Below are 23268 nucleotides of genomic sequence, written 5' to 3' on the forward strand. Positions count from 1 at the left end.
CCTCAGCTTACGCCGAATGGTGGGCGCCTATGCTCGGCGACGTGGAAAACCACTCCTCTCGCCGAACGGCCGCGTTCTTTGATCTGGACAAGACGGTCATTGCGAAGTCGAGCACGCTCACCTTCGGCAAGTCCTTCTACCAAGGCGGTTTGATCAACCGGCGCGCCGCGCTGCGCACGGCGTACATCCAGTTCGTCTTCCTGCTGGGCGGAGCCGACCACGAGCAGATGGAACGGATGAGGAAGTACCTCTCCGAGCTCTGCCGCGGCTGGAATGTCCATCAGGTCCGCGAGATCGTCGCCGAGACGCTTCATGAACTCATCGACCCGATCATCTACGACGAGGCCGCCTCCCTCATCGAGGATCACCACGCCGCCGGCCGCGACGTGGTGATCGTCAGCACCTCGGGGGCCGAGGTCGTCGAACCGATCGGCCGGCTGCTGGGCGCGGACCGCGTGGTCGCCACCCGGATGGTCGTCGAGGACGGCGTCTTCACCGGCGAGGTGGAGTACTACGCGTACGGCCCGACCAAGGCCGAAGCGGTCAGGGAGCTCGCGAAGACCGAGGGGTACGACCTGGACGGCTGCTACGCCTACAGCGACTCGGCGACCGATCTCCCGATGCTGGAGGCGGTCGGCCACCCGCACGCCGTCAATCCGGACCGGGCCCTGCGCCGCGAGGCGGCGGCGCGTGACTGGCCGGTCCTCACCTTCAGCCGGCCGGTCCGGCTCAAGCAGCGGGTCGCCTCACTGTCGATGCCGTCGCGCCCGGCCCTGCTGGCGGCGGCGACGGTCGGCGCGGCGGCCGCGGCAGCGGGGCTGTTCTGGCTGGCGAGCCGACGCCGCACCCCCGGCGCCCGAATTACCCGTCTTTGAAGCTAAAAGTAAAGAAGTGCGTCTCCGCCTTCCGCTTGAGCGGCGGGCGGAGTAGAAAGGAGTCAACGGCCCGCGAGACCAGGGACATCCGGGAGGATGCCCAGCTACGCAGTACGGCCCACGGACCGATGCATGAACGCCGGGCACCCACGCGACGCCGACCCGTCGATTACGGGCCAGTCGCATCAGGTGGGGCAAAGTACTCCCGCCTGATGGACGCCTTTCTGCACGCACTGGTAACCCGGCGAACATGCCAGCGGCGGTACCGGAGCAGGATGTGGTACCGCCGCAACCCTGTCCGCGGCCGGCCGCGACCGGCGCCGCAACCCCCGAAACGGCGTCAGGCCGCGCCGCGCTGGAGCGCCTCGCAGACGGCCGTCGTCTCGCGCACACCCAGCTCGGCGGCGCGCCCGCAGTGGGCGATCCAGGCCGCCAGCCCTTCGGGCGTCCCGGAGGCGTACCCCGCGAGAGCGGTCACATAGGCGTCCCGCCCCAGCTCCGCGTGGCCCACCTCCGCCGGGCAGATCGCCTTCGGGTCCAGCCCGCTGCCGATCAGCACAATGCGTTCGGCCGCCCGCGCCACCAGGCCGTTGCACGAACCGAACGGGCGCAGGGCCAGCAGTTCGCCGTGCACCACCGCAGCCGTCACCAGCGCGGGGGCCTCGGTTCCGGCGATCAGCAGAGCCGCCAGCCCGTCGAGCCGCCCCGCCACCTCGTCCGCGTCGGGCAGCGGCAGGTCGACGAGCGGCTCGGCGACGGGCTCGCCGAGCAGCCGCGGCCGTCCCACCGCGTCGTCCGGCTGCGCACCGCCCGCGGCCACCAGGTGGAGCCTGGCCAGGACCCGCAGCGGGGACTGCCGCCAGACGCTCAGCAACTGGCCCGCCTCGGCGGTGAGCCGCAGGGCGGCCCCGACCGTGCGCGGTTCGCCCTCGCCCCCGAAGTCGGAACGGCGGCGCACCTCTTCGAGCGCCCAGTCGGCGCCCGAGAGCGCGGCCGAACCCCGGGCTGCCCGGAGGGCCGCCTCGGACGTCACCTCGTTGCTGCGGCGGCGCATCACCCGATGGCCGTACGCCCGGTCCACGGCCTTGCGCACGGAGTCCACGGAATCGGCGACGCCCGGCAGGGAGCCCAGGGCGGCGAAGGGGTCTCCCCTGCTCGAACGAAGCCGAGAGCTTGGGGAAGGATCGGCAGTCGTACTCATGAGTACGACACTACGCACTTCCGCCTTACACCCCCCGAAGGAGTGGTCTTCTTCACTCACCGCTCTCACTCCACGCACGCCCGCACCTACTCTTGGTGAACATGAAGATCGCTTTCGTAGGCAAGGGCGGCAGCGGCAAGACCACGCTGTCCTCGTTGTTCATCCGCCGGCTCGCTGCCCGCCGGGTCCCCGTCATCGCCGTGGACGCCGACATCAACCAGCACCTGGGGGCGGCCCTCGGTCTGGACGAGGCGGAGGCCGCCGCCCTGCCCGCGATGGGTGCGCACCTCCCGTTGATCAAGGACTATCTGCGCGGCGCCAATCCGCGCATCGCCTCGGCCGAGACCATGATCAAGACGACTCCGCCCGGTGAGGGCTCCCGGCTGCTGCGGGTCGACGAGGACAACCCGGTGTACGAGGCGTGCGCGCGGACCGTGGGGCTCGACGGCGGGGCGTCCGTACGGCTGATGGCGACCGGTCCGTTCACCGAGTCCGACCTGGGCGTCGCCTGCTACCACTCCAAGGTGGGAGCGGTGGAGCTGTGCCTCAACCACCTGGTCGACGGGCCCGGCGAGTACGTCGTCGTCGATATGACGGCGGGCAGCGACTCCTTCGCCTCGGGGATGTTCACGCGCTTCGACATGACGTTCCTGGTGGCCGAGCCCACCCGCAAGGGGGTGTCGGTCTACCGTCAGTACAAGGAGTACGCCCGGGACTTCGGCATCGCCCTGAAGGTGGTGGGCAACAAGGTGCAGGGCCAGGACGACCTGGACTTCCTCCGGGACGAGGTCGGCGAGGACCTGCTGACCACCTTCGGCCACTCCGACTGGGTGCGCGCCATGGAGAAGGGCCGGCCGCCCCTCTTCGAGCTGCTCGAAGGCGCCAACCACCAGGCGCTGGACACCCTTCAGGAGGCCGCGGACGCCGCCCACGAGCGGCGGGACTGGCACCGGTACACGCGCCAGATGGTGCACTTCCACCTCAAGAACGCCGAGAGCTGGGGCAACGCGAAGACGGGTGCCGACCTGGCGGCCCAGGTCGACCCCGCCTTCGTCCTCGACGAGCGGCTGTCGGCTACTCCGCAGCCGGCCTGACCCGCACCGGCTTGATCCTCATCGGCTTGTCGTCGTCCTCGTCGTCGCTCCCGGAATCCTCGTACGGCTCGTGCGACGAGGGCTCCTGCGACGACGGGGCGTGCCACGACGGCCGGTGCGGCACCGGCTGGCGCGGGGCGTACGACCGGGCTTCGCCGAGGTGGGCCCATCCGGTCCGCGGCGCCTGGCCGACCTCCAGCCGGCGCAGCTTGGCGAGGACGTCGGGGTCCTGCGCGTCCAGCCAGTCGGCGAGTTGCTTGAAGGAGACGCAGCGGACGCCTTCCTTGGTGCAGACCCGGGCGATGACGCTCTCGACGGCCTTCATATAGATGCCGCCGTTCCAGGACTCGAAGTGGTCGCCGATGAACAGCGGGGCGCGGTTGCCGTGGTACGCCCGCTCGAAGCCGTCCAGCAGTCCGTCGCGCATCTGCCGCCCCCATCCCTCGCGTCGGGAGGGGTCGCCCTTGGTCGTTCCCGACTGGTTCGCCAGGAAGTTGTAGTCCATGGACAGGGTCTCGAAGCCGCGCCCGGGCACGGGCACGTCCTGGAGCGGGAAGTCCCAGAGTCCGCCGATCTTCGACGGCCAGACCTGCCGGCCGCCCGCCGAGCTGGCGTCGTAGCGGAAGCCCATCGACCGTGCGGCCGGGATGAGGTTGCGCTGGCCCTCCAGGCAGGGGGCGCGCCCGCCGACCAGTTCCTTGCTGTAGTCGAAGGGCAGCGGGGGCTCGTTCTTCAGCCCGGAGTTCGTCTTCCAGTTACGGACGAACGATTCGGCCTGCCGGATCTCGCTCTTCCACTCCGACGGTGACCAGGTGCCCACCCCGCGGTCCCGGCCGCAGAAGTGGCCGTTGAAGTGCGTGCCGATCTCGCTGCCGTCCAGCCAGGCGCCGCGGAGCTGTTCCACGGTGTCCCGTACGCCGCGGACGTCGTTGAAGCCGATGTCCGAGGCGCCCGCGGCGTGCTGGGGCGGTTCGTAGAGGGTGCGCTTGCTCTCGGGCAGCATGTAGACGCCGCTGAGGAAGTACGTCATCGTCGCGTTGTACTTCTTGCCGACCTTGCGGAAGTGCGAGAACAGCCGCTGGCTGTCCTCGCCGGCGCCGTCCCAGGAGAAGACGACGAACTGCGGCGGCTTCTCGCCGGGCGCCATGCGCCGGGGTTTCGGCTGCTTGGGCTGAGGGCCCGTGTCGGCGGTGGAGCCGTCGCCGAGGAGGCGTACCGGCCGCTCGACCGTGTTCGGACCGGGTGCCGCCTGGGGGTCCGTCGCCTCCGGGGAGTTCACGCCCGAGCAGGCCGCGGTCCCGGTCGCCAGCGACAGCGCGGCGAGCGCGCCCAGTGTGTATCTCCATGCAGCCGCCATCAGGCACCTCACCTTTCGACCCGCTCGGCCGGCCCCTTGGTGGGCGTGCGAACGCCCTAAGCCGCCGTCAACTTCGCATGGACGAAAGGGAGAGAAAAGTATGACAAGCCAATAAAAATGCATATTCACCCGATGGGAGGAAGCTCCGCCCCGACCACCGTCCCACTCTTCCCCCGCCCTTTACTCAGCATTACGATTCGTTTACCGAGAGTTGCCATTGCGCTTCTCTCCCCTCGCCTGTCGCTTTCCTGCCGACCCCGCCCTGGCAGCCGCCCACCCGCCGCTGCCCGCCGCGCCCCCGGCCGCGCGCTCGATGCCGGCCGCCGACGACGAAGACGGGACCGACCATGCACGCTCAGCCGATCCCCCCGACCCGGGCCGCCCGGCGCCCCGCCGCCCCCGACGGCCCGCACCGGCCGCGCCGCCCCGCGCACCAGCACGACCTGGTGCTCTCCGTGGCCATGGCGCTCGCGGCCGTCCCCCTGTGCCTGGGCGCCGCCCTGGCCGCGGGCGCGCCGCTCCGGGCCGGGTTGATCGCGGCGGCGGTCGCCGGCCTGGTCATGGGTGGCCTGGGCCGCGCACCCTTCCGGGCGGCCGGACCGGCCGTCGCGCTCACGGCCGTCACCGCGGAGCTGATCCAGCGCTACGGCTGGCGTGCCACCTGCGCGATCACCGTGCTGGCCGGACTGGTCCAGGTCGCGCTCGGTGCCGCGCGGGTGGCGAGGTCCGCGCCGGTCGTCGCCCCGGGGCTCGTGCACGGCGCGCTGGCCGGCCTCGGGCTGACGCTCGCGCTCGGACAGGTGCGGGCCGTCCTGGGCGGGGGAAGCACCGGCGCCTCCACACTGGAAAACCTGGCGGCGCTGCCCTCGGAGCTGGCCCACCCGCGGCTCGCGGGGGTGCTGATCGGCGCGTCCGTCGTCGCCGTCCTCGTCGCCTGGCCGAAACTGCCGGGCCGGTACGGCCGGTGGGCCAGGACCGTACCGGCGCCCCTCGCCGCGGTGGCCGTCGCCACCGCGGCGAGCACGGGGATGCGGCTGCCCCGTGTGAGCCTCCCCGCATGGCAGGTACAGGCGCTGCCCGGCCTGCCCTCCGGCCCCGGCCTCGCGATCGCCGCCGCCGTGCTGACCGTCGCCCTCGTGGCGAGCGTCGAGGCATGGGCGCCGGCCGACGACCGGCGGCCGGAGCACCCGGACCGGGAGCTGATCTGCCAGGGGGCGGCGAACGCGCTCTCCGGTCTGCTGGGCGGCCTGCCGATCGCCGGGGACGCGGCCCGGGCCGGGCGCCCCGCGGACGGCGGCCCGGCGGTGAACCGTACGTCCGTCGTGCTGTACGGGATCTGGGTGCCCCTGGGCGCGGTGCTGTTCGCCACGGCCCTGGAGCGGATCCCGCTCGTCGCGCTCTCGGCGCTGGTCATGGCCGCCGGGCTGCGGCTGGCCCACCGCGCGCACACCCACCCGGCGCGGGACCGCCGCGCCCGCCCGCTCTACCTGTGCACGTTCGGGGCCGTGGCGCTGTGCGGGGTGCTCCCGGGGCTGGCGGCCGGGGGCGCGGTGGCCGCCGTCGTCGGGCTGCGGCGGCTCGCCCGTACGGGTGTCGCCGTCACCGAGGAGCCGGACGGTCACTACCGGGTGGTGGTCGACGGCCAGTTGACCTTTCTCGCGGTACCGAGGTTGTGCGGTGCCCTCGACCGGATCCCGGAGGGCGTGGACGTGACGGTGGAGCTGGGCGGTTCCTTCATGGACCACACGGCCTACGACGCCCTGCGCTCCTGGGCGGACCGGCGCCGGGCCCGCGGCAGCCGGGTGGCCCTCACCGGCCGTCCCGGACGGCCGGTGGCCGAGCCCGTCGACGAGGCCCACGCCTGCCGTCCGTGGACGCCGTGGCGCAACCACCACTGCACCCGGCCGACCGCGGCCCCGGGCGCGATGCCCGGCGGGCGGCAACTGATCGGCGGAGTGAGTGCGTTCCAGCGCAACACCGCGCCACTGGTCCGCGACGAGCTGGCCCGGCTCGCCCGGGAGGGGCAGCGTCCCAGCCAGCTCTTCCTGACCTGTGCCGACTCCCGGCTGGTGACCAGCATGATCACGTCGAGCGGTCCCGGCGACCTGTTCACCGTGCGGAACGTCGGCAATCTGATGCCCCCGCCGGGCAACGACACCGCCTGCGACTCGGTGGCCGCCGCCGTGGAGTACGCCGTCGAGGTGCTGAAGGTCAGTAGCATCACCGTCTGCGGGCACTCGGGGTGCGGCGCCATGCAGGCGCTCCTCGACACCGGCCACCGGCCCCCGACCGACCGCCCGGAGCCCGGCCGGGAGACCCCGCTGGCCCGCTGGCTGCGGCACGGCCGGCCGAGTCTGGCCCGTATGCAGCGGATCGGCAGGCTCGGGCGCGGGGAGGTGGCCCTGGCCGACCGCCCGGTGGCGGACGACGTGGAGCGGCTGGCCCTCGTCAATGTGATGCAGCAGCTCGACCACCTGCGGGCGCATTCCTGTGTGGCCCGGCGGGTGGCGGAGGGGACGCTGCACCTCCAGGGGATGTACTTCCATGTGGCCGAGGCCCAGGCCTATGTCCTGGACCAGCGGTCCCGCACCTTCGCCGCAGTCCGGCCGGAGGTACTGGATGCCGTCTGACCTCGGGCGACCGCCCTTCGCCCGCCCCGGTACAGGTCTAAACCAATCAATCGCCAACACCCCTTGTCAGGGTGTGCCCCGGGCTGGTGAGCTATGCCCGGGACGCAACGAGCCCCCTGGGAAAGGGAGATGTCGTGAGCAACGAAAGCCTGGCCAACCTTCTGAAGGAGGAGCGCCGCTTCGCACCGCCTGCCGCCCTGGCCGAGCAGGCCAATGTCACCGCGGAGGCGTACGAGCAGGCGCGGGCCGACCGGCTGGGCTTCTGGGCCGCGCAGGCACGCCGCCTGACCTGGCACACCGAGCCGACCCAGACCCTGGACTGGTCGAACCCGCCCTTCGCCAAGTGGTTCGCCGACGGCAAGCTCAACGTGGCGTACAACTGCGTGGACCGCCACGTCGAGAACGGCCTCGGCGACCGGGTGGCCCTGCACTTCGAGGGCGAGCCGGGCGACACCCGCTCCCTCACCTACGCCGAGCTCCAGCGCGAGGTCTCCAAGGCCGCCAACGCCCTGACCGAGCTGGGCGTCCGGGCCGGCGACCGGGTCGCCATCTACCTGCCGATGATCCCCGAAGCGGTCATCTCGATGCTCGCCTGCGCCCGCATCGGCGCCCCGCACTCGCTCGTCTTCGGCGGCTTCTCCGCCGACGCCCTCGCGACCCGCATCAACGACGCGGACGCCCGCGTCGTCATCACCGCCGACGGCGGCTACCGCCGCGGCAAGCCGTCCGCGCTCAAGCCCGCCGTCGACGAGGCCCTGACCCGCCCCGGCACCGAGAACGTCCGCAGCGTCCTCGTCGTCCGCCGCACCGGCCAGGAGGACATCGACTGGACCGAGGGCCGTGACGTCTGGTGGCACGACCTGGTCGAGCGTCAGCAGGACCGGCACACGCCCGAGGCGTTCGACGCCGAGCATCCGCTGTTCATCCTGTACACCTCCGGCACCACCGGTAAGCCCAAGGGCATCCTGCACACCACCGGTGGCTACCTCACCCAGGTCTCGTACACCCACCACGCGGTCTTCGACCTCAAGCCCGAGTCGGACGTCTTCTGGTGCACGGCGGACGTCGGCTGGGTGACCGGCCACTCGTACATCGTCTACGGCCCGCTCAGCAACGGCGCCACCGAAGTGCTCTACGAAGGCACGCCCGACACCCCGCACCGGGGCCGCTGGTGGGAGATCGTCCAGAAGTACGGCGTCACCATCCTCTACACCGCCCCGACCGCGATCCGCGCCGCCATGAAGTGGGGCGACGACATCCCGGCCGGATTCGACCTCAGCAGCCTGCGCGTCCTCGGCTCGGTGGGCGAACCCATCAACCCCGAGGCGTGGATCTGGTACCGCGAGCACATCGGCGCCGGCACCACGCCCGTCGTCGACACCTGGTGGCAGACCGAGACGGGCGGCATGATGATCAGCCCGCTGCCCGGGGTCACCGAGACCAAGCCCGGCTCGGCGCAGGTGCCGCTCCCCGGCATCGCCGCGACCGTGGTGGACGACGACGCCAACGAGGTCCCGGACGGCGCCGGCGGCTACCTCGTCCTCACCGAGCCGTGGCCCGCCATGCTCCGCACCATCTGGGGCGACGACCAGCGCTTCCTCGACACGTACTGGTCGCGCTTCGAGGGCCGCTACTTCGCGGGCGACGGCGCCAAGAAGGACGACGACGGCGACATCTGGCTGCTCGGCCGGGTGGACGACGTGATGCTGGTCTCCGGCCACAACATCTCGACCACCGAGGTCGAGTCCGCGCTCGTCTCCCACCCCCGGGTCGCCGAGGCCGCTGTCGTCGGCGCGACCGACCCGCAGACGACCCAGGCCATCTGCGCCTTCGTCATCCTGCGCGGCGACACGAACGGCGCGGACGCCGAGGAGGCCGGCCTTGTCGAGGAGTTGCGGGCGCACGTCGGCAAGCAGCTCGGGCCGATCGCCAAGCCCAAGCGCGTCCTGCCGGTGGCCGAACTGCCCAAGACGCGCTCCGGCAAGATCATGCGGCGGCTGCTCCGCGACGTCGCGGAGAACCGCACCCTCGGCGACGTGACCACGCTGACGGATTCGTCCGTCATGGACCTCATCCAGGCCAAGCTCCCGGCGGCGCCCGGCGAGGACTGATCCGCCACGACCGCTGAAGGGCGTCCGGCTCCGCCGGGCGCCCTTCGCCTGTTCGGGCTCCGTCACCTGTTCGGGCTAAAGTAAAGACACATCGCGTAGAAATCTCGACAAGAATCACAGGCGCGCCGGGAAGTCTGGTCGGCACTCAGCACACGTGACCCCACGTGTGTCCGTCGATCGACCCCAGGAGGTCTTCACCGTGGCCGCGCCGAAGAACAACCGTTCCGTCTTCCTCGGCCGACTGCCGCTGCCCGAACGGAACTACCTCGCGGACGCGCTGCGTACCGAGACCGTCGGCGGCGTCCTGCTGCTCGCCGCCGCCGTCGCGGCGGTGATCTGGGCGAACACCCCGGTCAAGGACGGCTACGAGTCCATACGCACCTTCCACCTGGGCCCCGGCGCGCTCGGGCTGAACCTCTCCGTCCAGCACTGGGCCGCGGACGGGCTGCTGGCCGTGTTCTTCTTCGTCGCCGGCATCGAACTCAAACGCGAGCTGGTCGCGGGGGAGCTCCGTGACCCCAAGGCGGCCGTCCTGCCGGTGGTCGCCGCGGTGTGCGGGATGGCCGTCCCCGCCCTCGTCTACACCATCGTCGCCACCACCGGCGGCGGCTCCCTCCAGGGCTGGGCCGTCCCGACCGCCACCGACATCGCCTTCGCCCTCGCCGTGCTCGCCGTCATCGGTACGTCGCTGCCGTCGGCGCTGCGCGCGTTCCTGCTCACCCTGGCGGTCGTCGACGACCTCTTCGCGATCCTGATCATCGCGATCTTCTTCACGTCGAAGCTGAACTTCGTCGCCCTCGGCTTCGCGGTACTGGGTCTGGCCGTCTTCCGGCTGCTGCTGAGCAAGGGCGTCCGCGGCTGGTACGTCTACGTCCCGCTGGCCGTCGTCAACTGGGCGCTGATGTACAACAGCGGGGTCCACGCGACGATCGCCGGTGTCGCGATGGGGCTGATGCTCCGCTGCCACCGCCACGACGACGAGCGGGTCTCCCCGGGTGAGCACATTGAGCACCTCGTCCGCCCGTTGTCTGCCGGTCTCGCCGTACCGCTGTTCGCGCTCTTCTCCGCGGGCGTCTCCCTCTCCGGAGGTGCGCTCTCGGACGTTTTCCGGAGGCCCGAGACGCTGGGTGTCGTACTCGGCCTGGTCCTCGGCAAGGCGGTCGGGGTATTCGGCGGCACCTGGCTGGCCGCCCGCTTCACCCGGGCCGAGCTGAATCCGGACCTCAAGTGGCCGGACGTCCTCGCGGTCGCCTCGCTGGCAGGCATCGGGTTCACCGTCTCCCTGCTGATCGGCGAACTGGCCTTCGCGGACGACCCGCTCCTCGTCGGCGAGGTCAAGGCCGCGGTCCTGGTCGGCTCGCTGATCGCCGCCGTCCTCGCGAGCACCCTGCTCAAGCTGCGCGACAACAAGTACCGGAAACTCTGCGCCGACGAGGACCGGGACGACGACCAGGACGGCATCCCCGACATCTACGAACAGGACGACCCCGCGTACCACCTGCGCATGGCCGCGATCCTCGAAGCGAAGGCCGCGGAGCACCGTCGCCTGGCGGAAGTCGCCTCCGGGCGCACCACCGGCGACGATGGTCCGGCATGATCTGAGTGTCTTCACATCCGCTGAAGACGGGCGGAACACCCCGGGCGGGCCCGCAGGGGGGCCGCCGGGACCCGCAGACGACGGAGCGACGACGATGAGGGAGCAGCGATGAGCGCAGCCGACGACGGTGCCGACCGCAGCCTCGGCCAGCTGGTGGCGACGGCCACCGCGGAGCTGTCCGCGCTGGTGCACGACGAGATCGCACTGGCCAAGGCCGAGCTGCGGGAGGACGCCAAGCGGGTCGGCGTGGGCGGCGGCGCGATCGCCGCGGCGGGGACCCTGGCGCTCTTCTCGCTGCCGGTGCTGAGTTTCGCGGCGGCCTACGGGATCCACAACCTGGGCCTCGGTCTCGCCTGGTCGTTCCTGATCACGGGCGGTGCCTTCCTGGTGGTGGCGGCCCTGCTGGGGCTGCTGGCCGTCAAGAAGCTCAAGAAGATCAGCAAGCCGGAGCGGACCCTGGCCTCGGCCAAGGAGACGGCGGCGGTTCTGGGTACGGTCAAGCCGCACCCCCGTCCCCTCACGGACACGAGCCATGCGGACGCATCTGTGACACGCTCGTCCGTATGACGGTGCCCGATACCTCCGCAGCGCCCGCGTCCCCCGAACCGGCCAAGGCCTCGGCCCCGGCCGCGCCGGCCGTCTCCGCCGCGTCGCCGACGGCGGTGGTGCGGCCCGACGGCCCGTGGACGCACCGGGACGTCGCGGCGAACGGGGCGCGGTTCCACATCGCCGAGATGGGCGAGGGCCCGCTGGTGCTGCTGCTGCACGGCTTCCCGCAGTTCTGGTGGACGTGGCGGCACCAGATGCCCGCGCTCGCGGAGGCCGGCTTCCGTGCGGTCGCGATGGACCTGCGCGGAGTGGGCGGCAGCGACCGTACGCCCCGGGGGTACGACCCGGCCAACCTCGCCCTGGACATCACCGGGGTGATCCGCTCCCTCGGCGAGCCGGACGCGGCCCTGGTGGGCCACGACCTCGGCGGCTACCTGGCCTGGACGGCGGCCGTGATGCGGCCGAAGCTGGTGCGCCGGCTGGCGGTGTCGTCGATGCCGCACCCCCGGCGGTGGCGGTCGGCGATGCTCAAGGATCCGCAGCAGACCGCCGCCGGGTCCTACGTCTGGGGTTTCCAGCGGCCGTGGATCCCCGAGCGCAAGCTCGTCGCGGACGACGCCACGCTGGTGGGACGGCTCATCCGGGACTGGTCGGGCCCGAGCCTGCCGGAGGACGAGGCCGTCGACGTGTACCGGCGGGCGATGACGATCCCCTCGACGGCGCACTGCTCGGTCGAGCCGTACCGGTGGATGGTGCGGTCCATGGCGCGGCCCGACGGCATCCAGTTCAACCGCCGGATGAAGCGGCCGGTCCGGGTCCCGACGCTGCACGTCCACGGGTCGCTCGATCCGGTGATGCGGACGCGGAGCGCGGCCGGTTCGGGCGAGTACGTGGAGGCACCGTACCGCTGGCGGCTCTTCGAGGGCCTGGGGCACTTCCCGCATGAGGAGGACCCCGCGGCGTTCTCGGCCGAGCTGATCGGCTGGCTGAAGGACCCGGAACCGGACCGGCGCTGACGAACGGAGGGGGCGGCGGCTGGGGGTCCGGGGGACACCTCCCGGGAAGACGCAGTCCGCATGAGGAGGACCCCGCGGCGTTCTCGGCCGAGCTGATCGGCCGGCGAAGGACCCGGGCCGGCGCTGACGATCCACGAGGGGACGGCTGGAGGTCCGGGGGTGGCCGGAAGCCCGTCCCTGCCCCGGAGCACCCCGGTATCGAACGGGAATGCGACGAACGGCCAATTGCCGCGTGCATAGGCCAATTGCCCGGCGCTCGGGCGATTACCGACCTTCCGCCCCGGGCACAGACCCGGGTATGGGCTGGACGCACGACTATCGCGACCTGACTCAGCAGCGCGGCGCCGATGACGCTGCCGCGGTGACTGTGGTGACCGACGCATCCGAGAGGACGGAGGGAGCCCACGGCGGCGTCCTCCGGCCGGGGGACGGTACGGATCCCCGGCTCGGCATCCCGCGCATCATCCGGCGCCGCGCGCGCTGGGTCTCGGCGCGGCTGCGCCATCCTCGCGGCCGCTGACCCTGCGCGGCGCGTTCCTCCCTTCCGCACCCCGGCCCGGCCTCACCTCCGCCCGGCGCTCCGGCGCGAGCGCGGCACACAGGCCCGGGGCCGAGGACAGGGGCCGGGATCAGAGCGCGCACCCCTGCGTATCGGCCGGGTCCACGGCCGTACGCCCCTCCACGACGTCCTCGTGGACCTCGTCCGCCGTGAGGGCGTACCCCGTGTCGGCGTCGTCGAGGGACTTGGCGAAGACGACGCCGTAGACCCGGCCGTCCGGTGTGAGCAGCGGGCCCCCGGAGTTGCCCTGCCGCACGGTCGCGTACAGGGAGTAGACGTCGCGACGGACGTACCCGCGGTGGTAGATGTCGGGACCGTTCGCGTCGACCCGGCTGCGGACGCGGGCGGACCGGACGTCGTAGGCGCCGTTCTCCGGGAAGCCCGCCACGATGGCGCTCATCCCGCTCTCCGCCTCCGCGCGGGCGAAGCGCAGCTCGGGGGCGCGGAGGGCGGGCACCTGGAGGACGGCGATGTCCCGCTTCCAGTCGTAGAGCACCACCTTGGCGTCGAGGAGCCGGCCACGGCCGCCGACCTGCACGGTCGGCTCGGTCACCCCGCCCACGACGTGGGCGTTGGTCATCACCCGCTGCGGGGCGAAGACGAAGCCGCTGCCCTCCAGCACCTTGCCGCAGCCCGGCGCGTTGCCGACCACCTTGACGATGCTCCGCTGCGCCTCGGCGGCGACGGCGCTGCCCGAGAGCTCGGGGTCGGGGGCCGGCACCGAGGTGATCGGCTCGGTGGAGAAGGGCGCGAAGACCTGCGGGAAGCCGTTCTGGGCGAGGGCCGTGCTGAAGTCCGCGAACCACGTGTTGGCCTGGGCGGGAACCACCCGGGCCACGCCGAGGAGCACCTTCGAGTTGCGGACCTGCTTGCCCAGCGTCGGCAGTGACGTCCCGGCCAGGGCCGATCCGATCACCCAGGCGACCAGCAGCATGGCCACCACGTTGACCAGCGCCCCGCCCGTAGCGTCCAGAGCGCGGGCCGGGGACCAGGTGATGTGCCGGCGCAGCCGGTTCCCCAGGTGCGTGGTCGCGGCCTGGCCCACCGAGGCGCAGACGATCACGATGACCACCGCCGCGACGGCCGCCGGCGTGCCGGGGGTCTTCTCGCCGGTGGCGCTGTCCCAGATCACGGGCAGCGCGTAGAGGGCGGCCAGCCCGCCGCCGAGGAATCCGATCACCGAGAGCACGCCGACGACGAACCCCTGGCGGTAGCCGATGACCGCGAACCAGGCGGCGGCCAGCAGCAGCACGATGTCCAGTACGTTCACCGAAGAGTGCCTCGCATTGCGGTTGTCGTCGGCGTCGGGCCGTTGTCGTCCGTGTCGGGCCGCGGAACGGGCGGCGGGGAGAGGGCGAGTGAGTCCCGGTCAGGCGCTCCAGTCGAGCGCGACCTCCCGTCCGGCGTCCCAGGGCCGTTCCCAGCCCGCGAAGTGCAGGATCCGGTCGATCACCCCGGCGGTGAATCCCCAGACCGTCGCCGAACCCACGTGGAAGACGGGGCCGCGGTGACCGCTGGGGTGGACGGCGGTCGCCCGGTTCGCGGGCTCGGTGAGCTCGGCGACGGGGACGGTGAAGACCCTCGCGGTCTCCCCGGAGTCGACCGGTCCGACGGGGCTGGGCTTGCGCCACCAGCCGAGCACCGGCGTCACGACGAACCCGCTCACGGGGATGTAGAGGTCGGGCAGCACGCCGAAGACCTGGACGCCCGCCGGGTCGAGCCCCGTCTCCTCCTCGGCCTCCCGCAGCGCCGCCCGCACCAGACCGCCGTCGGCCGGGTCGCCGTCCTCGGGGTCGAGGGCGCCGCCGGGGAAGGACGCCTGGCCGGCGTGCGAGCGCAGGGTGCCCGCCCGCTCCAGGAGCAGCAGCTCGGGCCCCTCCTCGCCCTCTCCGAAGAGCACGAGCACCGCGGACAGGCGCCCGCCGGTCTCCGGCGGCAGGAATCGGCTCATCTGCTGCGGCTCGACGGTGGCCAGGAGGCGCGGCACCGGTTCCAGCCACTCGGGCAGGCCCTCGGCGCTCACGGTGATCTCCTGGTCGTCGCGGCCGTACGTACTCCTCATGCGCTTCCCCACTGTTCCCGACGGCTTCCGGTCGTTCCCTGGTCTTCCCGCTCGCCGGCCCTCCCGAGGGCCCCGCGCGGCGGCACGCTCATCCGTCTCCCAGCGGGGCGGCCGGCGGGCCCGGGTAGTCCGCCGGGGGCTTCAGCCGCTGACCCGGCAGGCCGCCCTTCTCGTACTTGAGCAACTTCCGCGCCTTCTCCGGATCGGTCTCGCCCTCGCCGTACGAAGGGCAGAGCGGGGCGATCGGGCAGGCTCCGCAGGCGGGCCTGCGGGAGTGGCAGATGCGACGGCCGTGAAAGATGATCCGGTGCGAGAGCATCGTCCACTCGCTCTTCGGGAAGAGCGCGGAGACCTCGGCCTCGATCTTCTCCGGGTCGGTCTCGGCCGTCCACTTCCAGCGGCGGACGAGCCGCTGGAAGTGTGTGTCGACCGTTATGCCGGGAACGCCGAAGGCGTTGCCCAGCACCACGTTGGCCGTCTTGCGCCCGACGCCCGGAAGCGAGACGAGGTCCTGGAGCCGGCCGGGCACCTCGCCGTCGAAGCGGTCCCGCAGCGCGGCGGAGAGACCGATGAGGGACTTGGACTTGGCCCGGAAGAAACCCGTCGGCCGGATCAGCTGCTCCAGCGCCTCGGGGTCGGCGGCCGCCATGTCCTCGGGCGTGGGGTACGCCGCGAAGAGCGCCGGAGTCGTCTGGTTGACCCGCAGGTCGGTGGTCTGGGCGGACAGGACCGTCGCGACGAGGAGCTGGAACGGATTCTCGAAGTCCAGTTCCGGATGGGCGTACGGGTACACCTCGGCGAGCTCGCGGTTGATCCGCCGGGCGCGCCGGACGAGCGCGGTCCGCGACTCCGGCCGGCCGGCTCCCGCGGTGCTCCTCGCGGCGGCCTTGCCGGTGCTCCGTCCCTGCTCGGCCGGGGTCTTCCCCGTCGAGGGCTTCCCGGCGGGCGCCTTCCGCGCAGCGGTCTTCGGCTGAGCGGCCTTCCGGCCGGCGGTCTTCTTCGCGGCGGAGCCGCCTCCGGTCGCCGCCGCCTTCCGCTTCCGCGGTGCCGACTCCTCGGTGGGGTTGCCGGCAGACTCCTCCGCCTCCGCGCGCGCCGCCCGTTCGGCCGACCGACCGCCGGTCGCCTTCGCCGACGACGCGCCCTTCGCCCCACCCCGGACCGGCGATTTGGTCGTATCTGCGTCTTTTGCGGATTTCGCCGTGGACTGTTCGCCCACAGCGGAATCACGGGCCGAGGTCACCCTCCCGGCCCCCTTGCCCTGTGCTCTCACCGGCGTATTGGACACTCGGCCAGACTAAAGCCCGGCACTGACATCCGCCCCGAGCGCGGGAAAAGCACAGCCCAATCGGACCCCTGCCGTAGGGCTTCCGCCGACGATGCGCCACACTTGTGTTTGATCACACAGTTTTACCGACGGGCATCATGGGGACCACGGTCCTCTGTGCATGTCGACAAGGAGAGAACTCGTGGACGACGTTCTGCGGCGCGCCCCGCTCTTCGCGGCGCTCGATGACGAGCAGGCCGCTGAGCTGCGCGCCTCCATGGGCGAGGTCACGCTCGCAAGGGGTGACGCCCTGTTCCACGAGGGCGACCCCGGCGACCGCCTCTACGTGGTGACCGAGGGCAAGGTGAAGCTCCACCGCACCTCCCCCGACGGCCGCGAGAACATGCTCGCCGTCCTCGGCCCGGGCGAGCTGATCGGCGAACTGTCGCTCTTCGACCCCGGACCGCGCACCGCCACCGCGACCGCCCTCACCGAGGTCAAGCTCCTCGGTCTCGGCCACGGCGACCTCCAGCCATGGCTGAACGCCCGCCCGGAGGTGGCCACGGCCCTGCTGCGCGCCGTCGCCCGCCGACTGCGCCGCACCAACGACTCCATGTCGGACCTCGTCTTCTCGGACGTCCCCGGCCGCGTCGCCAAGGCGCTGCTGGACCTGTCGCGCCGCTTCGGCGTGCAGTCCGAGGAGGGTATCCACGTGGTGCACGACCTCACCCAGGAGGAACTGGCCCAGCTCGTGGGCGCCTCCCGGGAGACGGTCAACAAGGCCCTCGCCGACTTCGCGGGCCGCGGCTGGCTGCGCCTGGAGGCGCGTGCCGTGATCCTGCTGGACGTGGAGCGGCTGGCCAAGCGGTCCCGCTGATCCGACGAACGTCCGAACGCCCGTGGGAGGGCCCCGCCTCGGCGGGGCCCTCCCACGGGCGCGTCAGCGCGTGGTGACGTCCGCGCTCTCCAGCATGCGCCGGGTGACCTGCACCGACCCCACGGGCGTCAGCTTCCTCAGCTCCGCCTCGGCGGCCCGGACGACCGACGGGATGTCCGGAGTGACGCTTCCGCCGTTCGCGGAGACGGTGACGACGCAGTACGTCTCCGGATGGCCGGGGACCGAGCTGCGGTAGAAGACCCTCAGCTCGTAGCGCGGGAAACCGGGGACGCGGTCGCACATGGTGTGTCACCTCTCGATGGCCGCCGGCGTCACCGCCGTCCCCTGACGGGCCGTCGGACAGCGCACCGGGCGCGTCGAGCCGGGCGACCATGCCGACGACGGGCCTGGTCACCCGCGCATCCAGCATGGCGGCGTCCTGGAAGCGCGGCACCGTGCGCCTGTCCGAGGCGAGGGCGAGCCACGGGAGGTGCGCCGCGACATCGGCCGCGTCGACGGGCCGGGGTCAGGAAGGCGAGCTGCTCGGCGACAGGATCGTCGGCTCCACTCCTCCGGGTGCGCGGGCGGGCCGACGGCCGGTCAGCGCCCTACGGCCTTCCCGTTGGCGCGAATGCGCCCCACAGCGCCGAGCCCCCTAGATCAGCCCGTGCTCCCGCAGATAGTCCAGTTGCGCCCGCACCGACAGCTCCGCCGCCGGCCACACCGCCCGGTCCACGTCCGCGTAGACGTGCGCGACCACCTCGGCCGGGGTGCGGTACCCCGCCTCGACCGCCGTCTCCACCTGGGCCAGCCGCGTGGCGCGGTGCGCGAGGTAGTACTCCAGGACGCCCCGGGCGTCGTCCAGCACGGGCCCGTGGGCGGGCAGCACCGTCCGCACGTCCTCGTCGACGGCGAGCGACCGCAGCCTGCGCAGCGAGTCGAGGTAGTCGCCGAGCCGCCCGTCGGGGTGGGCGACGACGGTGGTGCCGCGGCCGAGGACGGAGTCGCCCGTGAGCACGGCCCGGTCCGCGGGCAGGTGGAAGGAGACGGAGTCCGCCGTGTGACCGGGGGTGGGGACCACCCGTACCTCCAGCCCCCCGACGGTGATGACGTCACCGGCGGCCAGGCCTTCGCCGCCGACGCGGAGGGCCGGATCCACCGCCCGCACCGGCGCGCCCGTCAACTCGGCGAAGCGCTCGGCACCACCGGAGTGATCGAGGTGCCCGTGGGTGAGCAGCGCCAGGACGATCCGCCGGCCCGCCTCCTCGACCGCGGCGACGACGGCCCGCAGATGGGACTCGTCCAGCGGGCCCGGGTCGACGACCACCGCCACGTCCGAACCGGGCTCGGCCAGCAGCCAGGTGTTGGTGCCGTCGAGCGTCATCGCGGACGGATTGGGTGCGAGGACGCAGGTCGCGCGTGGAGTGGCGGGCCCGGCCGGGGAGCCTCCGCGGGGACGGCCCGGCGGGTCGGCGGGTACGGCTGCGTACGTCATGCGTCGGCTCCCGGAGTCGCTGGGGTGTGGCCCGGAGGGCGCGAGGAGAGCTGCTTGGTGAACTCCTGGTGCCCGGGCCAGCTCAGCACGATCTCTTCCCCGACGAGCCGGGCACGCGCGAGCACCGGGGTGAGATCCTGCTCACCGGCCGCCGCCAGCACCTCGGGGACGCCCCCGAACGGCAGGAGGGAACGCAGCGTCGAGACGGTGGGCGGCATCATCAGCAGCTCGCCCCGGTCGTACCCGGCGACGGCACCCGCGGGGGAGATCCACACCGCCCGGTCCGCCTCGGTCGAGACACCCGCGGTGCGCTGGCCCTCGGGCAGGGCCGCCACGAAGAACCAGGTGTCGTAGCGCCGCGGCTCGAACTCCGGCGTGATCCAACGGGCCCAGCCGCCCAGCAGATCGCTCCGGAGCAGCAGCCCGCGCCGCTCCAGGAAGTCGCCGAACGACAGCTCGTGACCGGCGAGCGCGGCCCGGTCGGCCTCCCAGTCCTCCCCCGTCGTGTCCGCCACGACCGTGGCCGGATCCGGGCCGGCGAGCAGCACGCCCGCCTCCTCGAAGGTCTCCCTGACGGCCCCGCAGACGATGGCCTGCGCCGCCGCGGCGTCCACGCCGAGGCGGTCCGCCCACTCCTGCGGCGAAGGACCCGCCCAGGGCACGTCCCGCTCGTCACGCGGATCGACGGCGCCGCCCGGATACGCGTACGCGCCCCCGGCGAAGGCCATGGAGGCGCGTCTGCGCAGCATGTGCACGTCGAGCCCGCCCTCGGACCCGGCCCGCAGCAACAGCACGGTGGCGGCGCGACGCGGCCGCACGGGATCGAGCCCGCCGTGCGCGAGCCGCCTGATCCGGTCGGGCCACTCCGGTGGGTACCACTGGCCGTTCGTCGTCGCCATGGCCGGATGCTATGCGGTCACGGGCGGATGTTCGAGGGGGCTCAGGAGTGCGGGACGATGCCTCGGACCTCAGTCCGCGGGACCCGTGAGCACGCCCCGGGTCCCAAACGACGGGGATCCGGGAGGACGCCCAGGGACCCTAGCGACGAGGATCCGGCCGAACGTCCCAGGGTCCCGAACGTCCCCGCGATCCCGGGCGGAAGGCCCCGGACCTCAGCCCGCGACCTCCACCTGCAGCTCGACCTCGACCGGGGCGTCCAGCGGCAGCACCGCCACACCCACCGCGGACCGCGCGTGCACGCCCTTGTCGCCGAGGACCTCGCCCAGCAGCTCGCTGGCGCCGTTGAGCACACCCGGCTGCCCGGTGAAGTCCGGCGCGGAGGCGACGAAGCCCACCACCTTCACCACCCGGACGATCCGGTCCAGGTCGCCGACGACCGACTTCACGGCCGCCAGGGCGTTGAGCGCGCAGACGCCCGCCAGCTCCTTGGCCTGCTCGGGGCTGACCTCGGCACCGACCTTGCCCGTCGCGGGAACGGCCCCCTTGACCATGGGCAGCTGGCCCGCGGTGAAGACGTACGCGCCACTGCGCACGGCCGGCTGGTAGGCGGCCAGCGGAGGCACCACGTCCGGCAGGGTCAGGCCGAGCTCGGCGAGCCTGTCCTCGACGGCACTCACGCCTTTTCCCGCTTCAGGTAGGCCACCAGCTGCTCGGGGTTGTTGGGGCCCGGAACGACCTGGACGAGCTCCCACCCGTCCTCGCCCCAGGTGTCCAGAATCTGCTTCGTCGCGTGCACCAAAAGCGGCACAGTCGCGTATTCCCACTTGGTCATGGCCCGACTGTAATGCCTCACACTGACAGCCTCGTGCGTAGCCCGCTCGGCGACTGGTTAGGCTCCGCATCATGAGCAGGCTCCATGTCGTCAGTGGCAAGGGCGGTACGGGCAAGACCACCGTCGCCGCCGCTCTCGCCCTCGCCCTCGCGGCCGAGGGAAAACGCGCACTGCTGGTCGAGGTCGAGGGCCGGCAGGGCATCGCCCAGCTCTTCGAGACGGAGGCGCTCCCCTACGAGGAACGCAAGATCGCGGTCGCCCCGGGCGGCGGCGAGGTGCACGCGCTGGCCATCGACGCCGAGCGCGCCCTCCTCGACTACCTCCACATGTTCTACAAACTCGGCAGCGCCGGACGGGCCTTGAAGAAGCTCGGCGCGATCGACTTCGCGACGACCATCGCCCCGGGCCTGCGGGACGTCCTGCTGACCGGCAAGGCGTGCGAGGCCGTCCGCCGCAAGGACCGCACCGGCCGGTTCGTCTACGACCACGTCGTGATGGACGCCCCGCCCACCGGCCGCATCACCCGCTTCCTCAACGTCAACGACGAGGTGGCGGGCCTGGCCAGGATCGGTCCGATCCACAACCAGGCACAGGCCGTGATGCGCGTCCTCAAGTCGCCCGAGACGGCCGTGCACCTGGTGACGCTGCTGGAGGAGATGCCCGTCCAGGAGACCGTGGACGGCATGGCCGAGCTGCGCGCCGCGGGCCTGCCGGTCGGCGGTGTGGTCATCAACATGGTGCGGCCCGCGGTCCTCGACGAGGCCGCCGTCGAGGAGGCCGCGAACGGGCGGCGCGACGCCGTGGCCGAGGCCCTCGGCCGCGCCCTCGCCCGGACGTCGTCCGGGAGCGAGGGCCGCGCGGGGACCGCCGGGACCCTGGTCGGACCGCTGCTGGACGAGGCCCGCGAGCACACCGGACGGCTGGCGCTCGAACGCCTCGGCCGGGCCCGCCTCGCCGAACTGGGCGTCCCCGCCGACGAACTGGAGCTGCTCGGCGACGGTGTGGACCTGGCCGGTCTGTACCGCATGGCGCGCGCCCTGCGGAACCAGGACATCGTCCGGCGGAGCGCCGGCGAGCGGAACGCCGTGCGGCAGGACGGCACGAGCCGAACGACCGAGGGGGCCCAGTGAGCCTGGACAGGACGACCGCGCTCGACATCGACCCCATCCTGGACGACCGCCGCACCCGGATCGTGGTGTGCTGCGGATCGGGCGGGGTCGGCAAGACGACGACCGCCGCCGCGCTCGGTCTGCGGGCCGCGGAGCGCGGCCGGCGGGTGGTCGTGCTCACCATCGACCCGGCCCGCCGGCTCGCCCAGTCGATGGGCATCGACGAGCTGGACAACGTGCCGCGCCGGGTGCCCGGCGTCGACGGGGCCGCGGGCGGCGAACTGCACGCGATGATGCTCGACATGAAGCGGACCTTCGACGAGATCGTCGAGGCCCACGCCGACAAGGAGCGCGCCCGGGCGATCCTGGACAACCCCTTCTACCAGTCCCTGTCGGCCGGCTTCGCGGGCACGCAGGAGTACATGGCCATGGAGAAACTCGGCCAGCTCCGCTCCCGGGACGAGTGGGACCTGATCGTCGTCGACACCCCGCCGAGCCGTTCGGCGCTGGACTTCCTGGACGCGCCGGGCCGGCTGGGGTCGTTCCTGGACGGCAAGCTCATCAAGCTGCTGATGGCGCCGGCGAAGATCGGCGGGCGGGCCGGGATGAAGTTCCTGGGCGTCGGCATGTCCGTGATGAGCGGGCCCCTGAACAAACTGATGGGGGCCCAACTACTGCGTGACGTACAGACCTTCGTGGCCGCGATGGACACCATGTTCGGCGGATTCCGTACCCGTGCCGATGCCACGTACCGCCTGCTCCAGGCTCCCGGGACGGCGTTCCTCGTCGTCGCCGCGCCCGAACGGGACGCGCTGCGGGAGGCCGCCTACTTCGTCCAGCGCCTGGCCGCCGAGCGAATGCCGCTGGCAGGACTGGTGCTGAACCGGGTGCACGGCAGCGGGGCCGCGCGGCTCTCCGCCGAGCGGGCCCTGGCGGCGGCCGAGGCACTGGCGGACGAGAACGGCGGGGCCGGGGAGCCTGTGAAGTCCCCGGCGCACGCGGGGGGTACGGCGACGGCGGATTACACAGAAAATCTTGCCGGTACCGGCATTGTGGATCGTGACAGCGGGCAAGCTGGGACACGTACCGCTGACGACCCTGGCACCGCCACTCCCCTCGACACATCCTCTCCCGAGAGCGGCTTCCCCCAGCCCGTGTCCCCCGGAGTGCCCACGGTGTCCACAGACTCCGCGGCACCGTCAGGAACAGCAGCTTCGGCAGCGTCGACAGCACCTTCGGCACCGTCGGCACCTCTGGGATCCGCACCCGCGTCATCCGGCACGGATGCGGATTCCACCGGTGCCGCACGTGCCGTCGACGTCGAGGCCGCGGAGGTCGCGGAGGCCGATTCCGCCGGCACGGGCTCGGCTCTCTCCACAGAGCCGCTCTCCACCGGGCAGCTCTCGACCGAGCAGCTCGCCGCAGGGCTCCTGCGCCTGCACGCCGAGCGCATGCGGGTGCTCACGCGCGAACGGCGCACCCGTGACCGCTTCACCGCTCTGCACCCGGACGTCCCGGTGGCCGAGGTGGCCGCGCTCCCCGGTGACGTGCACGACCTGACCGGGCTGCGGACCATCGGCGAACGGCTGGCCGGACGCACGCCTGCGGCGGAGGGCGCGGTTCCGCACCAGACGCCGCACCAGGCGGGGCAGGCAGAGCAGGCGGGGGCGGATCGCACGGGGTCGTAGCCGTAGCGGTCGGGCCTGTTGACGGACAGCTCCGTAGAGACGGACAGCT

Annotated in this window: 21 protein-coding genes; 11 read left to right on the plus strand and 10 right to left on the minus strand. The window is 72.4% G+C overall.

What is annotated here, in order from left to right; translation table 11 throughout:
• Positions 1–29: 29 nt before the first annotated feature.
• Complete coding sequence (locus HN013_RS14695; RefSeq protein ID WP_171166569.1) at positions 30–875, plus strand: HAD family hydrolase; 846 nt, start codon at positions 30–32, stop codon at positions 873–875.
• Positions 876–1215: 340 nt separating this feature from the next.
• On the opposite strand, the gene HN013_RS14700 is transcribed toward HN013_RS14695, so the two are convergent.
• Entirely contained in the window at positions 1216–2076 is an 861-nt protein-coding gene (locus HN013_RS14700; RefSeq protein ID WP_171166570.1) for an oxidoreductase, read from the minus strand.
• A gap of 101 nt (positions 2077–2177) precedes the next feature.
• Between HN013_RS14700 and HN013_RS14705 the strand changes: the two genes are divergently transcribed.
• Complete coding sequence (locus HN013_RS14705) at positions 2178–3170, plus strand: ATP-binding protein (protein ID WP_171166571.1); 993 nt, start codon at positions 2178–2180, stop codon at positions 3168–3170.
• Here the strand turns inward: HN013_RS14705 and HN013_RS14710 are convergent.
• Complete coding sequence (locus HN013_RS14710) at positions 3151–4527, minus strand: hypothetical protein (RefSeq protein WP_171166572.1); 1377 nt, start codon at positions 4525–4527, stop codon at positions 3151–3153. The two genes, HN013_RS14705 and HN013_RS14710, sit on opposite strands and share 20 nt — an antisense overlap.
• Before the next feature lie 347 nt (positions 4528–4874).
• Here HN013_RS14710 and HN013_RS14715 point away from each other — a divergent pair, with 347 nt between their 5' ends.
• The 6 genes from HN013_RS14715 (at position 4875) to HN013_RS14740 (ending at position 12950) form a co-directional block, all read left to right on the plus strand.
• Positions 4875–7157: a SulP family inorganic anion transporter gene (locus HN013_RS14715; protein WP_171166573.1), complete on the plus strand. Its 2283-nt coding sequence runs from the start codon at positions 4875–4877 to the stop codon at positions 7155–7157.
• A 134-nt stretch (positions 7158–7291) separates the two neighbouring features.
• Complete coding sequence (gene acs, locus HN013_RS14720; RefSeq protein ID WP_171166574.1) at positions 7292–9268, plus strand: acetate--CoA ligase; 1977 nt, start codon at positions 7292–7294, stop codon at positions 9266–9268.
• 199 nt (positions 9269–9467) lie between these two features.
• Entirely contained in the window at positions 9468–10865 is a 1398-nt protein-coding gene (gene nhaA / locus HN013_RS14725) for a Na+/H+ antiporter NhaA (protein ID WP_171166614.1), read from the plus strand.
• 108 nt (positions 10866–10973) lie between these two features.
• Positions 10974–11432 (plus strand): phage holin family protein, encoded by a 459-nt coding sequence (locus tag HN013_RS14730; RefSeq protein WP_171166575.1) that lies wholly within the window; start codon positions 10974–10976, stop codon positions 11430–11432.
• On the plus strand, positions 11429–12430 hold the full coding sequence (locus HN013_RS14735) for an alpha/beta fold hydrolase (protein ID WP_212764348.1): 1002 nt from the start codon (positions 11429–11431) through the stop codon (positions 12428–12430). The genes HN013_RS14730 and HN013_RS14735 overlap by 4 nt, the downstream gene beginning before the upstream one ends.
• 298 nt (positions 12431–12728) lie before the next feature.
• A complete protein-coding gene (locus HN013_RS14740; RefSeq protein ID WP_171166576.1) occupies positions 12729–12950 on the plus strand; it encodes a hypothetical protein in 222 nt (73 codons plus the stop codon).
• 109 nt (positions 12951–13059) lie between these two features.
• On the opposite strand, the gene HN013_RS14745 is transcribed toward HN013_RS14740, so the two are convergent.
• From HN013_RS14745 to nth, 3 genes are all read right to left on the minus strand, one after another.
• Positions 13060–14259 carry a MarP family serine protease gene (locus HN013_RS14745; protein WP_171166577.1) on the minus strand — a complete coding sequence of 400 codons (1200 nt, stop codon included), beginning with the start codon at positions 14257–14259 and terminating at the stop codon, positions 13060–13062.
• Positions 14260–14358: 99 nt separating this feature from the next.
• On the minus strand, positions 14359–15051 hold the full coding sequence (locus HN013_RS14750) for a CoA pyrophosphatase (RefSeq protein ID WP_171166578.1): 693 nt from the start codon (positions 15049–15051) through the stop codon (positions 14359–14361).
• Positions 15052–15139: 88 nt separating this feature from the next.
• The gene (gene nth / locus HN013_RS14755) at positions 15140–16270 is read right to left on the minus strand and encodes an endonuclease III (RefSeq protein WP_171166579.1); all 1131 of its coding nucleotides are present in this window, start codon (positions 16268–16270) and stop codon (positions 15140–15142) included.
• A 250-nt stretch (positions 16271–16520) separates the two neighbouring features.
• Between nth and HN013_RS14760 the strand changes: the two genes are divergently transcribed.
• Entirely contained in the window at positions 16521–17195 is a 675-nt protein-coding gene (locus HN013_RS14760) for a Crp/Fnr family transcriptional regulator (protein WP_004939715.1), read from the plus strand.
• A 63-nt stretch (positions 17196–17258) separates the two neighbouring features.
• Here HN013_RS14760 and HN013_RS14765 read toward each other — a convergent pair whose 3' ends face one another.
• From HN013_RS14765 to HN013_RS14785, 5 genes are all read right to left on the minus strand, one after another.
• Positions 17259–17498 (minus strand): hypothetical protein, encoded by a 240-nt coding sequence (locus HN013_RS14765; RefSeq protein ID WP_171166580.1) that lies wholly within the window; start codon positions 17496–17498, stop codon positions 17259–17261.
• A gap of 352 nt (positions 17499–17850) precedes the next feature.
• The gene (locus HN013_RS14770; protein ID WP_171166581.1) at positions 17851–18690 is read right to left on the minus strand and encodes an MBL fold metallo-hydrolase; all 840 of its coding nucleotides are present in this window, start codon (positions 18688–18690) and stop codon (positions 17851–17853) included.
• Positions 18687–19589 (minus strand): NUDIX hydrolase, encoded by a 903-nt coding sequence (locus HN013_RS14775; RefSeq protein ID WP_171166582.1) that lies wholly within the window; start codon positions 19587–19589, stop codon positions 18687–18689. Before HN013_RS14775 ends, HN013_RS14770 begins: the two co-directional genes overlap by 4 nt.
• Before the next feature lie 213 nt (positions 19590–19802).
• Entirely contained in the window at positions 19803–20267 is a 465-nt protein-coding gene (locus HN013_RS14780; protein WP_171166583.1) for a RidA family protein, read from the minus strand.
• Positions 20264–20422 carry a DUF4177 domain-containing protein gene (locus HN013_RS14785; RefSeq protein WP_003967454.1) on the minus strand — a complete coding sequence of 53 codons (159 nt, stop codon included), beginning with the start codon at positions 20420–20422 and terminating at the stop codon, positions 20264–20266. Before HN013_RS14785 ends, HN013_RS14780 begins: the two co-directional genes overlap by 4 nt.
• A 71-nt stretch (positions 20423–20493) precedes the next feature.
• Here HN013_RS14785 and HN013_RS14790 point away from each other — a divergent pair, with 71 nt between their 5' ends.
• Together HN013_RS14790 and HN013_RS14795 are read left to right on the plus strand one after the other, a co-directional pair.
• Positions 20494–21552, plus strand: coding sequence for an ArsA-related P-loop ATPase (locus HN013_RS14790; protein ID WP_249375013.1), 1059 nt, complete (start codon positions 20494–20496; stop codon positions 21550–21552).
• Positions 21549–23219, plus strand: coding sequence for an ArsA family ATPase (locus tag HN013_RS14795; RefSeq protein ID WP_312018604.1), 1671 nt, complete (start codon positions 21549–21551; stop codon positions 23217–23219). Before HN013_RS14790 ends, HN013_RS14795 begins: the two co-directional genes overlap by 4 nt.
• The last annotated feature ends 49 nt before the right edge of the window (positions 23220–23268 follow it).

Source organism: Streptomyces sp. I05A-00742, assembly GCF_013055795.1.
In the GTDB taxonomy this organism is placed as follows: domain Bacteria; phylum Actinomycetota; class Actinomycetes; order Streptomycetales; family Streptomycetaceae; genus Streptomyces.